At 67.3% G+C, this 13,825-nt stretch carries 12 protein-coding genes; 5 read left to right on the forward strand and 7 right to left on the reverse strand.

Annotation, left to right across the window (positions count from 1 at the left end):
• The first annotated feature begins 4 nt into the window (after window positions 1-4).
• Complete coding sequence (locus VF106_RS47255) at window positions 5-577, forward strand: DinB family protein (RefSeq protein WP_330846659.1); 573 nt, start codon at window positions 5-7, stop codon at window positions 575-577.
• 9 nt (window positions 578-586) lie between these two features.
• Here VF106_RS47255 and VF106_RS47260 read toward each other — a convergent pair whose 3' ends face one another.
• Window positions 587-967, reverse strand: a complete 381-nt coding sequence (locus tag VF106_RS47260) for a DoxX family protein (RefSeq protein ID WP_330846660.1) — start codon at window positions 965-967, stop codon at window positions 587-589.
• 83 nt (window positions 968-1,050) lie between these two features.
• Between VF106_RS47260 and VF106_RS47265 the strand changes: the two genes are divergently transcribed.
• A complete protein-coding gene (locus tag VF106_RS47265) occupies window positions 1,051-1,548 on the forward strand; it encodes a MarR family winged helix-turn-helix transcriptional regulator (RefSeq protein ID WP_330846661.1) in 498 nt (165 codons plus the stop codon).
• Between the two features lie 298 nt (window positions 1,549-1,846).
• On the opposite strand, the gene VF106_RS47270 is transcribed toward VF106_RS47265, so the two are convergent.
• Window positions 1,847-2,428 (reverse strand): TetR/AcrR family transcriptional regulator, encoded by a 582-nt coding sequence (locus VF106_RS47270; RefSeq protein WP_330846662.1) that lies wholly within the window; start codon window positions 2,426-2,428, stop codon window positions 1,847-1,849.
• Window positions 2,429-2,518: 90 nt separating this feature from the next.
• On the opposite strand from VF106_RS47270, the gene VF106_RS47275 reads away from it, so the two are divergent.
• Window positions 2,519-3,286 (forward strand): SDR family oxidoreductase, encoded by a 768-nt coding sequence (locus tag VF106_RS47275; protein WP_330846663.1) that lies wholly within the window; start codon window positions 2,519-2,521, stop codon window positions 3,284-3,286.
• Between the two features lie 148 nt (window positions 3,287-3,434).
• Entirely contained in the window at window positions 3,435-4,904 is a 1,470-nt protein-coding gene (locus VF106_RS47280; protein ID WP_330846675.1) for a M1 family metallopeptidase, read from the forward strand.
• A 44-nt stretch (window positions 4,905-4,948) separates the two neighbouring features.
• On the opposite strand, the gene VF106_RS47285 is transcribed toward VF106_RS47280, so the two are convergent.
• From VF106_RS47285 to VF106_RS47295, 3 genes are all read right to left on the reverse strand, one after another.
• A complete protein-coding gene (locus tag VF106_RS47285) occupies window positions 4,949-8,299 on the reverse strand; it encodes a CARDB domain-containing protein (protein WP_330846664.1) in 3,351 nt (1,116 codons plus the stop codon).
• 219 nt (window positions 8,300-8,518) lie between these two features.
• Entirely contained in the window at window positions 8,519-9,331 is an 813-nt protein-coding gene (locus VF106_RS47290) for a tetratricopeptide repeat protein (protein WP_330846665.1), read from the reverse strand.
• Between the two features lie 8 nt (window positions 9,332-9,339).
• Window positions 9,340-9,837 carry a mycothiol transferase gene (locus VF106_RS47295; RefSeq protein ID WP_330846666.1) on the reverse strand — a complete coding sequence of 166 codons (498 nt, stop codon included), beginning with the start codon at window positions 9,835-9,837 and terminating at the stop codon, window positions 9,340-9,342.
• A 179-nt stretch (window positions 9,838-10,016) separates the two neighbouring features.
• On the opposite strand from VF106_RS47295, the gene VF106_RS47300 reads away from it, so the two are divergent.
• The gene (locus VF106_RS47300; RefSeq protein WP_414639234.1) at window positions 10,017-10,922 is read left to right on the forward strand and encodes an SDR family NAD(P)-dependent oxidoreductase; all 906 of its coding nucleotides are present in this window, start codon (window positions 10,017-10,019) and stop codon (window positions 10,920-10,922) included.
• A gap of 6 nt (window positions 10,923-10,928) precedes the next feature.
• Here the strand turns inward: VF106_RS47300 and VF106_RS47305 are convergent, their stop codons facing one another.
• A complete protein-coding gene (locus tag VF106_RS47305) occupies window positions 10,929-11,897 on the reverse strand; it encodes an NAD(P)-dependent alcohol dehydrogenase (RefSeq protein ID WP_330846667.1) in 969 nt (322 codons plus the stop codon).
• A 20-nt stretch (window positions 11,898-11,917) separates the two neighbouring features.
• Window positions 11,918-13,258: an MFS transporter gene (locus VF106_RS47310; RefSeq protein ID WP_330846668.1), complete on the reverse strand. Its 1,341-nt coding sequence runs from the start codon at window positions 13,256-13,258 to the stop codon at window positions 11,918-11,920.
• Window positions 13,259-13,825: the final 567 nt, after the last annotated feature.

Below are 13,825 nucleotides of genomic sequence, written 5' to 3' on the forward strand. Positions count from 1 at the left end.
CCCCATGGCTGAAGAGATCACCAAGGACCTGCACCGATACCTGCGACAGAGCCGGGAAGCACTGCTGGGCAGGCTGGACGGTCTGTCGGAGTACGACGTCCGGCGCCCGGTGACGCCGAGCGCCACCAACCTGCTGGGCCTGGTGAAGCACCTGGTGGGCATCGAGTTCGGCTACCTGGGCAACTGTGTGGGCCGCCCGGCGCCGGTAACGCTGCCCTGGGAGGAGGACGGCTCGGTGTGGGAGGGCGCCGACATGTGGGCGAAGCCGGACGAGAGCCGCGACTACATCGTGGGTTTGTACCAACGCGCCTGGCAACACAGCGACGAGTCGATCGAACAGTTGGGACTGGACGCACCCGCCTCCGTCCCGTGGTGGCCGGAAGACCGTCGCCAGACCACCCTCGGCTCACTGGTGGTACGAACGCTGACCGACACGGCCCAGCACGCGGGGCACGCGGACATCATCCGGGAGGCGATCGACGGCCGCGGCGGCAAGGACCACGACGAGATGGGCGACGAGCAGTGGTGGACGAACCAGTGGAAACGAGTCCAGGAGGCGGCCGACCACCACCGCTGACCGCCTTCGTCAGGCGGTGAAGGACTGAGGCCCGAAACGGCCCCAGGCAACGACGGCGGCGAGGACCAGTAGCACCAGGTTGATCGGGATCGCCTGGTTCTCGCGGCGCCGGGCGTGCACGACCACAGCGCCGATCATCATCAGCACCAGGCCGAGCGCGGCCAGGGGTACCAGCACGGGCGCGATGTCGAGCACGGCCGGGAGGATGAGCCCGATCGCGGCCAACACCTCGAGCACGCCGATGGCCTTCAAGGTGCCAGGGCTGAAGTCCTCGGCCCACCCCATGCCGGAGGCGGCGAGCTTGTCCTTCGGCTGGGTCGCCTTCATCACGCCGGCGGCGAGAAAGGCGGCCGCTAGCAAGCCGGCGATGATCCACAACACGACGTTCACAATGCTCTCCTGTCACTTCAAGCTTGAAGTCACTGTAGATAGATTGACTTCAAGCTTCAAGTGATCGTCCTACACTGGCAGACATGAACCCGGAACCGACGTCCGGCGGTCAGCAGGAGCCGTGCTGGCTCACGGCGGACGAGCGCGCGGCCTGGCTGTCACTGGCGAGCGTGGCGATCCGCCTTCCGTCGGCACTGGACACCCAACTCAAGCGCGACGCGGGCATCACACACTTCGAGTACCAGGTCATGGCGGCCCTGTCCGAATCGGAGGGACGCACGATGCGCATGAGCGAGGTCGCCATGTTCGCCGAGGGCTCGTTGTCACGGTTGTCCCAGGTCGTCACCCGTCTGGAGAAGCAGGGCTGGATCCACCGCACCCCAGACCCGACCGACGGCCGCTACACACTGGCGACCCTCACCGACGAGGGCTGGGACAAGGTCGTCGCCACGGCCCCCGGCCACGTGGCGGAGGTCCGCCGCCTGGTCATCGAGCCACTGACCAGGGCCCAGCTACAGCAACTGACCACCATCGGCCGCCGCATCATGCGAGCGGTGGACCCGGAAGACCGCTGCCTGTAGCGCGCACGTCCCCGGCCCGGCCAACGGCGGTCGACGACGCTGCGCTGGACGCGACCGACCACACTCTTCACCGCCGACGAGATCGCCGACCGCGCCGCGTGCCTGCGCCTCGCCCGCGCGGAGCGCACTTGACTCAGCGTTGTTCGCCTATCGCCGGCCAGCGCTGTGGAATGCGTTCGGCGTGCGGGCCTCGCGTCGGGTGTGCGTTCGGCGTCTCGCCGCGCATCTCGGGCTCCGCGCCTCGGGGGCACGCCCCGGGGCGCAGGTGTCGGGGTCGCGTGCCCCGACCAGCGCCCCCTCAGGAGGTCAGGCGCACGTGGTGGTCGAGGACTGCCGCGACCAGCGGCCGGGTGCTGGTCGGTGGGCCGTCCGCGCCGAGTGCCTGGGCGGTGGTGTTCGTGCCCTCCCAGATGATCGACAACTGGTCGGCGAGGGTCTTCGGGTCGGCGACGCCCAGCTGTTCGGCCAGTTCACCGAACCGGGCGCGGATCCACTCCTTCGCGCCGACCGCGCCCCGGTGTGCCGGGAGCGCCTCGTCGGGGAACTCCGCCATCGTCATCATGCACGCGCAGCCGCGGAACACCTCAGGGCGGATGTCCTCGGCGAGCGCGTCGAACATCGCGAGGATCTTGTCGCGCGGGTCGGGGCCCGCCGCTTCGGTGGCAGCGTCGAAACGCTGCTGAGAGGCGGTCACCAGTCCGTCGACGTATGCCGCGATGAGGTCGTCCTTCGTCGCGAACGCGCGGTACAGCACGTTCGTCGACACGCCGGCCTCCGCCGCGATCTTGTCCACGCCCGTCGCGCGGATGCCGTGCCAGTAGAACAGGCGGGTCGCGACCTCGAGGATGTGTTCCCTGGTCTCCGCCGCCGTGCGGCGCATCGTCGTCCCCCCTTGCTCGGTTGACCCATCGACGGTACCGTAGGCTCGATGTAAGGGAACGTTCCCTTACAAATCTGACAGGGGAGAACAATGGCAGACCTCGCTGGCAAGACCGCGCTCGTGACCGGTGCTTCCCGTGGCCTCGGCCGGGCCATCGCGGAGCGCCTCGCCGCGGACGGCGCGCTCGTGGCCGTGCACTACGGCACCAACAAGGCCGCCGCGCTGGCGACCGTCGCCGCCATCGAGTCGGCCGGCGGTCAGGCGTTCCCCGTCGCGGCGGACCTCGAGCGGGACGACGGGGTCGACGTGCTGTTCGACGGGCTCGTGGCGGGACTCGGCGGCCGGCCGTTGGACGTTCTCGTGAACAACGCGGCGGTGTTCGGCGAGGGCATCGACGCGTCGGAGGAGCACTTCGACCGCGTTTTCCGCGTGAACGTGCGCGCGCCGTTCTTCATCGTCCAGCGCGCGTTGTCGTTGCTGCCCGACGGCGGCCGGATCATCAACATCTCGTCGGGGGTCACCTGGTTCGCGGTCCCCGAGGTGGTCTACGCGATGACGAAGGGCGCGCTGAACGTACTCGGCCGCAGTCTCGCGAACACGTTGGGGGAGCGGGGAATCACCGTGAACACGATCTCGCCGGGGATCACCCGCACCGACATGAACGCGTGGTTGGACGACGTGCCGGGCGCACCGGAGGGGGTCGCGCGCATCGTCGCCCTCGGTCGCGTCGGCGAGCCCGTCGACATCGCCGACGCGGTGGCGTTCTTCGCCTCACCGGACAGCCGGTGGGTGACCGGCCAGGTCCTCGACGTCAACGGCGGCCTGTACCTGGGTCCGAAGGCCGCTCTGCATCACTGATCGGGCGTCAAGTCCACGCACGTGATCGTACTGTGCCGGCTAATTCGGCTAATTCGCCGGTGTTTGATCGTGTCGGCGGGTTACCGTGCCGCGGGGGCTCCTCACGCACGGGAGGTTGCGGCACATGAGGTTACGTTTTCTGAAGTCCATGGCAGTCGCCGGGTTGGCAATCGGGTTGTTCGTTTCACCCGCCGCCGCGGCCGTCAGTTCGCCAGGAGATCCAGGCATTGGGGACTCGTACTATCCGCTCGACGGTAATGGCGGCTACGTCGTCGACCACTACGACATTCGTCTGAGTTATCTGCCGGCGAATGACCGATTGTTCGGCACAACCACGATTCTCGCGACGACAACGCAGGATGTGACTCAGTTCAACCTCGACTTTCTCCTGCGGGTGTCGTCGGTACTGGTGAACAGTCGGCCTGCGGAGTTCAGCAGCGACGGCGGCGAACTGACCATCACTCCGATCGCCCCGCTCCCCGCGGGCCGGCGCCTCACGATCGTGGTCCGCTACAGCGACACTCCCGAGTCCTATCGCCTGTACGGGAACCCGAGCTGGCTGCGCACCGCCACCGGCGCCGTGGCCACCAACGCTCCGCATATCGCGCCATGGTGGTTCCCCAGCAACGACCATCCGCGGGACAAGGCGACTTTCGACGTGTCGATCGCGGTGCCACCCGGTGTCGAGGCGCTCTCCAACGGTGAGCTCATGGCTATCCGGCAGGAAGCGCCGCAGTGGGTGCGGTGGAGTTGGCGCAGCCTGAGCCCGCAGGCACCGTATCTGGCGTTTCTGGCGATCGGCCAGTTCGATCTGAAGGTGGCTCCCGGCCCGACCGGGCAGACCTTGATCACGGCATACAGCGACGCCCTCGGTGCGAACGGACCGGCGGCGCGGGCTTCGGTCGAACGAACACCGGAGATCATCCAAGTTCTGGAGAACTGGTTCGGCCCGTACCCGTTCGAGACCCAGGGCGGTGTGGTCGTCGACGCCGGGCTCGGTTACGCCATGGAGACACAGACCCGACCGGTGTACGACAGCGTCTTCTTCTTCCCTGGCACGAACACGTCCGTGGTGGCGCACGAACTCGCGCACCAGTGGGTCGGCGACTCGGTGTCGGTCGACGACTGGCGGGACATCTGGTTGAACGAAGGCTTCGCCACCTACGCCCAGTTTCTCTGGTCGGACTACGAGGGTGAAGGCACGCCGGCGGAGATCGCGCAGTTCCGGTACGACACCATCCCGGCCGATGACCCCTTCTGGCAGGTGTTGCCCGGCAACCCGGGTGTGCCGAACCAACTGCACCGCGCGGTCTACTTCCGCGGCGCCATGACCCTACAGGCACTCCGAACCGCCGTGGGTGACGATGCTTTCTTCGCGATCCTCCGCACCTGGACCGAAGAGCACAAGTACGCCACCGCCACGACCGACGACTTCATCGCGCTGTCGGAGGAAGTCTCGGGCCAGCAGCTCGATGACCTGTTCACGACGTGGCTCTTCACGCCGGGAAAGCCCTCAGCAGGCCCGAACGGCCCAGCGGCGACCCGCACGACGACGGCGAAACCCACGTCGTACGACAAGATCGTGTTCAACGTCGACCTGATGTCGGCCGGGAAATGACAATCGCCGCGGCGGCCACTGGCCGCCGCGGCGATCTCACTGCGCTAACCGCCGTTGACGACGAACTGCGAGCCCGGTTCCACGACGACGTTGCCCGCCGCCGAGTTGGTGATCGTCACGTTCGTGAGCGTCGCGCTTCCTCGTGCGCCGCTGTGCGCCAGGAGTCCGGCGCCATTGTTGGACTTGTCGATGCGAACGTTCGTGATCGCGGCGTTGACCTGGCCGCTGCCCGACTTGAACTGAATTCCGTCGTAGGTGGAGTCGTGGATGTCCGTATCTCGCAGGGTTACGCCAGGGATGTCGAGACCTTGCGCGAAGAACGTGACGGCGCCGAACTTCTGCTGCTCACCCCAGAAGACGCCGCCGCAGCGGTAGAGCCCGTTGTTCGCGATGATCGTCTGTCCCGAGAACGGCAGCGGGTCGTGGTCGGTCGCCAGCATGATGCCGGGGTAGTTCATCGTGTCGTGAACCACGTTGTTCTCGATCCGGTTGCCGTAGCCGCCGTAGATCGCGATTCCGTTGGCGCGCCACGGAAGTTGGACGGTGTTGTTGACGAACGCGTTGTCGTGCGCGATGTCGACGGCCGGGTCCTTCACATAACGGTTGGCCCACACCGCGAGGGCGTCGTCGCCGGTGTTGCGGAACGACGAGTTGAAGACCCGCGAGTTCCGGGTCCCGTTCGTGAAGTTGATGCCGTCGGCGTAGGTGTTGCGGATGCGCATACCGCTGAACTGCAGACCGTCCGCCGGGCCCCACAGCGCCGGGACGTTGCCGTAGTCCCGGCCGACCCACACACCGACGTTCGCGTGCTCGATCCACACGTTGCTGATCGTCGTGCCGGTGCCGAACCGTCCGTTGAGGCCGACGCCGCCCTCGGCGCCACCGCCACCGCGGATCCGGCCCGAACCGAAGATCGCGATGTCGGAGATCTGCACGTTCTTGTCGATGTCGAACCCGAAGTTGCCCTCGTGCGGGTGGTTGATGCCGCCGGCGTTCTGCGGCTCGATCAGCGAGTACAGCTGTGAGTGCCACATCCCGGCGCCGCGGATCGTGACGTTGCTGATCCCGATCTGGTTGTACCCGTTGTCGTTCGGGTCATCGGTGAGGATCTTCCGTTCCTGCCGCCACTGGCCGGCCGGGATCCACACGCAGGAGATGACGCCGTTCTGGTCGTCGGTGACCGCACGTTGTAGTGCGGCGGAGTCGTCGATTCCATCGCCGGACACCGCGCCGTACTGCGTTATCGACGTACAGCCGGCCGGTTGCTGCGACGGCGGCGCGACTTGCTCCAGATCGACCAGGTCGATGACGTAGAACGCGGCGTTGTCCCCGGAGTCGCGTTGCAGGCGGAACCTGGTGCCGGGCGGGTAGGACTGGCCGAGCAGCGCGTGCGACTCGTCGAACAGGCGCCGGGCATCGGACTGCGGCGTGTTCGTCAACCCTTCTGGATCGTCGGTGTTCCCGTACAGCCAGCTGTGCTTCGACGACAGCGTCAGTTTCCGCGCGAAGGCGCCGTCGATGTACAGGCTGATCGTCGCTTCCTGACCTCCGCCCCCCGACGCGTCCGGGATCGAGTTGCGCACCACGATCGAGTTCGCCTGGTTGGTCGAGGTGAACTCGACGTACTGGCCGGTGTTGTTCAAGCGCACCGACCTGCGGCCGGACGACTCGGTCGCGAAGTTGGTGTGCCCGAACGTACGCAGCGGATCGGCCTCCAGCAGCTGGCCCTGGTACTGCGCCGACTCGGCCTCGTACTCCACGTACGGCACCGCGGCGCCGCGGCCGACGACGAGCGGCACGCTCAGCGCGTTGTTCGTCTCGTTGGTCTCGGCGACGACCCCGGTGGCGTCTACCGTCGCGGTGACCGTGGCGCCCCCACTCGTGGCCGTCCACGTGCCCACCTGCACCGCGACCGTCGCGCCGGCGGCGAGCGCGCCGGTGTTGGCGTTGAGGGTCGTGCCACCCACGGCCACCCGGGTGACGCTCGCGGCCGCACCGGACGTGCCGCGGTTGTGCACGTTCACGGTGAACGTGACCGGCGCGCCGATGGCCGGGTTCGGCGGGTTCGCCGTGACTCCGGTGACCACGAGGTCCGGGCCGGGCGCTTGCGTGATCACGAGTGGCGACGGTGCTGTGTGGGTGTTGTTCGTGTCGTTCTGTTCGATGACCGTGTTGGCCGGGTCCACGGTGGCGGCGACCGGGTAGCTGCCGGCCGGCCGCGTGCCCGCGTTGACCGACACGGTGGTCGACGCGCCCACCGCGAGCGCACCGACCTGCGCGGTGCCAACGACCGCGCCGCCGAGGCTGATGCTCACCGCGCTCGCGGGGGCGCTCGCGGTGCCGGCGTTCCGGACGGTGGCCGACAGGGTGAGCTGGCTGGCCTCGGTCGGGTTCGCGGGTGTCCACATGGTGTCGGTGGCGATCAGGTCCGGGTTCGGCGCGGGCGTGCCGAAGACCTGGAGCTCGGCGACCTGCCCGCCGGGCGCACCGGTGTTGGCGAAGAACTGCAGCCGCACGTCGGCTGTTCGTGCGGTGACCGGGATCGTCACCGCGTTCTGGTTCGTGGCCGGGTTGAACGCGTAGTCGGCGCGCGCGACCAGTTGGGTGTAGCCGCTCGCCCCTTGGTCCCGACCGAGAATCTGGATGTTCTGGCTGCGCGGCCCCCAGATCGGATCGGGGTTGAGTTTGACCGCGATCGACGAGACATCGGCGTTGGCGCCGAGCCTGACGGTCAACGTGCTGGGGTAAGTGGCGGCGGATTCCCAGTAAGTGCCGACGCTGTCGTCGTTGGCGTTGGTCGCGACAAAGGTGTGCACCGTCGAGGACGCCTCGATCGGCTTACCGAGGGCGAGGTTCGCCGCCGTGCTGGAGCCCGGTCCGTACAGCTCGAACTCCGACAGTTGCGCGGCCGGCCACCCGGTGTTGGCGGTGATCTGCAACCGCACGTAACGGGTGCTCCCGCTGACGGGGATGGTGACGGTGTTGGCGCTGGGGGAGAAGGTGTGGCCGGTCGAAGGGACGAGCCCGGCGAACGAGGTTCCGTCGGAACTGCCCAGCACGGCGAAGGTTTGTGTGCGTGCCTCCCAGGTGGTCGGCAACTTGAGCACGATCCTGGTCAGCGCCTTGGTCGAACCGAGGTCGGCCTGGATCCAGTGCGGGAACGCGTTGTTCGTGCTTTCCCAGTAGGTCGCCTGGTTGCCGTCGACCACGTTGGCGACGGGGTAGCCCGGCAGCGCGCTGCTCGCGGACACCGTTCGTGCGAGGGGCTCCTCGGCGAGCGGCGCCTGGGTTGCGCTGGGGAGCACTCCGCTCGCGGCGGAGGCGGGGGTGAAGGAGATCCCCACGGCGGCGAGACCCGCCACGAGGATGCCAGCAGTCAGCCGCGAACGTGTCATGGGCGTCTCTCTTCTTTGAGACAGCAGGGGTGCCGACGTTCGCTCAACAGCATGCAACAGCAACGCGAGTCTTAGCAAGAATCCGACGGAACATCGAAATTTTGCGACGGCGTCGGTTGTGCGGGTCAGCAGCCCGCTTGCGGCACCTGGTGACCGGCGAGCTGACGCTGACCGACGTCCGGCCCTTCCGGGCGACGGCGGTCAGTGACTCGCGGTTTTCTACGCCGAACCGGGATCGCCGTCGGCCGCCGGGCTCGAACTCTTGGACAGGGCGGAGATCTCGTCCACGACCGCCACCGCCTCGACGTAACGGCCGAGCGCGCTGAGCGTCTGTTCCAGGTTGCGCAGGGACGCGACCAGGTCCGGCTCGTAGCGCTCGCGGTCCTCGGCGAGCAGCCGTCGGCGGATCGCGACCGCTTCCTCCAGCGGAGGAAGCGCGTCGGAGCTGTCGCCGAGTTCCTGGCAGACGGCGCCGAGGTTGTTCAACGCCATGGCCCGGTCCGCCACCCGTGCCGGTGGCAGGCGCCGCGCAAGCTCCGCCGCTTCCTCGAACGCGGGCCGGGCTTGGGTGAACTCGCCACGCTGGTGGCGCCAGAAGCCGACCGAGGTCAGTGCGGCGAACAGGATCGGCTCGAACCGCGCCTGGTCACCCGGCACCAGCGTGCGGTAGATGTCGACCGCGCCCTCCGCGGTGGAGACGGCCTCCTCCATGTGACCGAGCTCCGCGAGCAGGTGCGCCTTCATCAGCAGGGCGGCCGCCAGGTTCGGCGCGTACCGCAGCGGCTTGGCGTGGACGTGCCGACTGCCGATGTCGATGGCCTCGTTGAGCGCGGCGAGCGCGTCCTCGTGGCGGCCCGCCTCCGCCAGGCGTCGGGTGTAGTCGAGCAGGATCGAGCCGACGTCGAACTCGTGCCGGGACCATCGCGCGGCCATCCACCGGGAGAGGCGCAACATGACCTCGGCGTTGTCGAGATCGCGCGTGAGCCAGTCCTGCCGCTTCCGGCGCCATCGCCAGCCGCGTCCGATTCCCATTCCACCCCCTACCGGGGTAACAGCCCGCGCACGAACGCGGCCTGCCCCGCGTGCTGCAGGTCGTCCGACACGACGCTGACCAGCCGAACCCCAAGTGTCACCGGCGGGTTCCAACGTCGGTCCACGATGCGACCGAGATCAGCGTCGGTGACGTCGGCAACATACTGGATGGTCTGTTGGTAGGTTTCGTCGTGGTAGCCGATCAACAGCTCACCCGGCACCCGCACCGCCTCGACCGCACTCGGGCCGTGCCCGTAGCCGGTGTCGCGCGGGCTGAACGGCAGGCCGAAGCGATCCACCCACTTCGGCCACACCTGGTCGATGCCCGCCGCGTCGGCGACGTGATCGTCCTGGATTCGGGTCAGGTGCCACACCAGCCAGGCGATGGAGTTGGCCTCTGGTCCCAACCTGTGCGCCAAGCGGTCGTCGCTGAGTCCGTCGACGACGTGGTGGACGACCTCCCTGACTCGCCCGAACGCGTCGATGAGCAGCTCCGCACTCGTCACCTTTTCGACGTTACGCCGTTCGGCGTTCGGTTGGGCGGTACGGCGGGGCCGAACACCGGACCGCGCGTTTGTCGCAGGATCCGACCTCCCATCGCGTTTACCCCTGTCGTGGACACCCCCGATCGCTTTCCACGATGGACACTGAACCCATCAGGGGAGGCGACTGTGGGGAGTCGGCTATGGCATCGATGACGGGGACGACACTGACAACACTGGATGGGCGCGCGGTCGTGGTGACCGGCGCTGGGCAAGGACTTGGGCGGGCATTCGCGCAGCATGCGGCGGGGGTCGGGGCGGCCGTGGTGGTCAACGACGTCGACGCCGAACTGGCGTACGAGACGGCGGCCGCTATCACGGCTTCCGGCGGTGTGGCGGCGGTCAGCACACACTCCGTGGCCGACGCCGAACAGGCACGAGCACTCGTGGGGCTGTGCATGGCCGAGTTCGGCCAGCTGGACGGGCTGGTGAACAACGCGGCGCTGAACTACACGGCGCTACCGTGGGACGACGACCCCGACCGGGTGCGCGAACTGGTGGAAGTGAACGTCCTCGGCGTCATTTACACCGGACTTGCCGCGATTCGCGCAATGCGGCCAGGCGGGTCGATCGTCAACATCTCCTCCGGCGCGGCACTTGGCCAGCGCGCGCTCGGCACATATGCGGCCAGTAAGGGCGCGGTCGCCTCGCTCACCTATTCGTGGGCGCTCGACCTCGAGGCGGCGGGCATCCGGGTAAACGCGGTGTGCCCGCTCGCCCGCACGAGGATGGTGCTCGCGAGTGAACGCTCGATGCGCAACTGCCCGCCCGACCGCACGCCGGAGCGAATCGCGCCGCTGGTGACGTTCCTGCTCGGTGACCGCTCGCGTGGTGTCACCGGCCAGGTGATCCGTTGCAACGGACCCCAACTGCACCTCGTTGGGCAGCCCTATTTCAAGGAACCGGTCCTGACCAGGGAGAACTGGGACGACGAAAGCGTGGCGCGGGCGTTCGCCGAGGTGTTCGGCGCGCACCTCGAACCGTACGGGCTGGAGAAGCGGTTGCCGCCGACCCTGCGTGACTGGCTCGACCCCGCCGCCGTCCTCTGAGTTCGCTCAGCTGGGTGGTACCACGTCGATCACGACGTTGCCGACCTTGCGTCCGGTCTCGACGTACCGGTAGGCCTCGACGATCTGGTCGAGCGGGTAACGCCGGTCGATGACGGGCTCGTACTTCGCGGATTGGAGTAACTCCCCGAGGTATTGGACCATCCTCTGGTCTTGCTTCGGAAACGGGAACCGCACCTTTTTGTCGCGGCCTAAGGTGACCAACGGTAGAAACAAGTTCTGCGCCCATGGCCCCAACTCCGAGGACACGTACGCGCCGCGCGGGTTGAGCAGCCGCTTGCACCGGCCGAACCTGCTCTTGCCGACCGCGTCGAAAACCGCGTCGTATCGCTGGTCGTCGTCGGTGAAGTCCTCGGTGGTGTAGTCGACGACGCGGTCGGCGCCGAGCCCCTTGACGAGCTCCATGTTGGCCGTGTCGCACACGGCGGTCACGGTGATGTCCAAGCTCTTCAGCAGTTGCACCGCGGCCGAGCCGATGCCGCCGGTCGCGCCGTGGACGAGGACGGACTGCCCGGCCTGGACACTTGAGACCCTGATCATGGCGAGCGCGTAGTGGGACCCTTCGGTGCCGGCCGCGGCGCTCGCGAACGACACGCCGGCCGGGATGGTCGCGACAGGGCCGTTTGCCGGCACCGACAGGAACTCGGCGTGTGTGCCGAACGCACCCTCGTTGTAGCCGAACACCTGATCCCCGACCGTGAACGACGTGACCTCCCGGCCGACCTCGGTCACCACACCGGCGAACTCGGTGCCGAGGATCGTCCGCTTCGGTCGGGTGAGCCCGGTCGTCGTCCGCACGAAGAACGGCTTCGCCGCGCGGTAGGCGCAGTCCGTGCGGTTGACCGTCGTGGCATGGACGGCGACGAGAATGTCCTGTTCCCCCACCGGAGGCTTGTCCACCTCGGCGATCGAAACCACGTCTGGTGAACCGTACCTGGTGTGCACAGCGGCCTTCATGGTCGAACTTTAGGGCTACTTCATGCGGAAACGGGAGCACTTGGTTCGATCGAGGCAGTGCTTTTCGTGCCGAGCCGCTCGGTTGGCACCCGGTAGGTTTCGCGAGCGGTGGCGACCGCGAGGACGTTCACGAGGCACAGCACGCCGATGAGCACGGCGACGGGCACCCAGTTCGCGCCGTCCTCCCCATCGATGGCCGCGGCGATCGTCGGAGAGAAACCAGCGATGGCGAAACCGATCTGCGTGCCGATCGCCATGCCCGACAGGCGAACCCGCGCCGTGAACATCTCGCCGTAGAACGACGGCCAGATACCGTTGGCAGCGCTGTAGACGACGCCGAACATCACGATGCCGACCAGGAAGATCAAGGGGTAGCTGCCGGCGGAGATGGCCCCGAGGTAGGCGAACATCAGCACCCCGCTGCCGAGCGACCCGGCGATGAACACCGGCTTGCGACCGATGCGGTCGGCGAGTGTCGCGCAGAGGGGAAGCGCCGCAAGCGCCACGACATTGGCCAGCACCCCGACCCACAACATCGGAGTTCGTGCGAGCCCCACAGTGTTGACTGCGAAACTCAACGCATAGACGGTGAAAATCGTACTAACAGATGCGATCACCGCGGCAAGTACGACGCGGAGCACGTCACGCCAGTGGTCCTTGAAGAGTTCGACGACCGGCAACCGCGAAACCGTCTCCTGTTGCTCGAACACCGGGGTCTCGGTGAGCCGGCGGCGGATGATGTAGCCAACGGCGATCACGACCACGCTGGCCCAGAACGGCACGCGCCATCCCCACGAGAGCAGCGCGTCCTCCGGCAACGCGGCGACTGGCAGAAAGGCCGCGGTCGCAAGGATTTGGCCCGCCTGGGTGCCACTGAGCGTGAAGCTCGTGTAGTAGGCCCGGCGATCCGGTGGCGCGTGCTCGAGCGTCATGGAGTTGGCCCCGGCCTGCTCACCCGCCGCCGACAGTCCTTGGAGGAGCCGTAACACGACCAACAGGACCGGCGCGAGCACACCGACCTGGTCGTAGGTGGGCAGACACCCGACGAGGAACGTCGCGACCCCCATCAGCAATAAGGTGAAGACGAGAACCTTCTTACGCCCGAAGCGATCCCCGACGTGCCCCAGGATGAAGGCGCCGACCGGCCGAGCCGCGTACCCAACCCCGAACGTCGCGACGGCGAGCAACGTGCCGGTGGCCGGATCCGAGTCGGGAAAGAAGACCTTGTTGAACACGAGCGCGGCGGCCGTGCCGTAGATGAAGAAGTCGTAGTACTCCAGCGCACTACCGATCCAAGCGGCAACCGCAGCCTGCCGCGGCTTTCCTTCTGGGCTCTTCCGACCGGCGAGGGAATCGGTCACGGCGCGCTCCTCATGTCAGGCATCGTCGGCGAACAAGAGAACGAACGAACTGGATAGTTAATACGAGGGAGAGGCGGGGGTTGTCAAGGGTGGAGGAGGTCGAGGGGGCCAGGGCCAGGGGGATCCGAGGGCGATCAGGCGGATCGGGCGAGCTGGCTGGGTGGGCAGCTGATCGGGCGAATGAGAGGCCCGGCGAGCAGAACTTGCGAGGGACGTTGGCGAGCGGATCGCGCGAGGGAGATCAGCAAGCGAGCAGGGGAGGGCAGGCAAGATCGCGTTCATGATCAACGCCAACACAGATGGTTGCGTAGGCATCTCCCACCCATGCCCGCAGGGGTTCGTCAAAGTCGATCACCCGCATGGGAGGCACGGTCTCTGGTTGATCATGTGGGTGTCTAAGAGCCCGCGCAGGTTGAAGAAGGTAACGGGGGCTGGTTGGCCCGGCGTGAGGAGCAGGCACGGGCTTGGTGATCATGAAGTTGCTGACGCTTCGTGATCACCTGGAGTACCCGTGCCTGCTCTGCCATCATGGCTTATCAACCCGTTGTGGGACCAGTTCGCCGCGCT

The sequence above is a fragment of the Actinophytocola sp. genome (genome assembly GCF_036378875.1).
Taxonomy (GTDB): domain Bacteria; phylum Actinomycetota; class Actinomycetes; order Mycobacteriales; family Pseudonocardiaceae; genus Actinophytocola.

What these genes read in the sequence shown, in the direction of transcription:
- VF106_RS47285 (WP_330846664.1), bottom strand. Translation starts at nt 8,299, where the DNA reads ATGACACGTTCGCGGCTGACTGCTGGCATCCTCGTGGCGGGTCTCGCC.
- VF106_RS47280 (WP_330846675.1), top strand. Translation starts at nt 3,435, where the DNA reads ATGGCAGTCGCCGGGTTGGCAATCGGGTTGTTCGTTTCACCCGCCGCC.
- VF106_RS47290 (WP_330846665.1), bottom strand. Translation starts at nt 9,331, where the DNA reads ATGGGAATCGGACGCGGCTGGCGATGGCGCCGGAAGCGGCAGGACTGG.
- VF106_RS47305 (WP_330846667.1), bottom strand. Translation starts at nt 11,897, where the DNA reads ATGAAGGCCGCTGTGCACACCAGGTACGGTTCACCAGACGTGGTTTCG.
- VF106_RS47300 (WP_414639234.1), top strand. Translation starts at nt 10,017, where the DNA reads ATGGCATCGATGACGGGGACGACACTGACAACACTGGATGGGCGCGCG.
- VF106_RS47270 (WP_330846662.1), bottom strand. Translation starts at nt 2,428, where the DNA reads ATGCGCCGCACGGCGGCGGAGACCAGGGAACACATCCTCGAGGTCGCG.
- VF106_RS47275 (WP_330846663.1), top strand. Translation starts at nt 2,519, where the DNA reads ATGGCAGACCTCGCTGGCAAGACCGCGCTCGTGACCGGTGCTTCCCGT.
- VF106_RS47265 (WP_330846661.1), top strand. Translation starts at nt 1,051, where the DNA reads ATGAACCCGGAACCGACGTCCGGCGGTCAGCAGGAGCCGTGCTGGCTC.
- VF106_RS47255 (WP_330846659.1), top strand. Translation starts at nt 5, where the DNA reads ATGGCTGAAGAGATCACCAAGGACCTGCACCGATACCTGCGACAGAGC.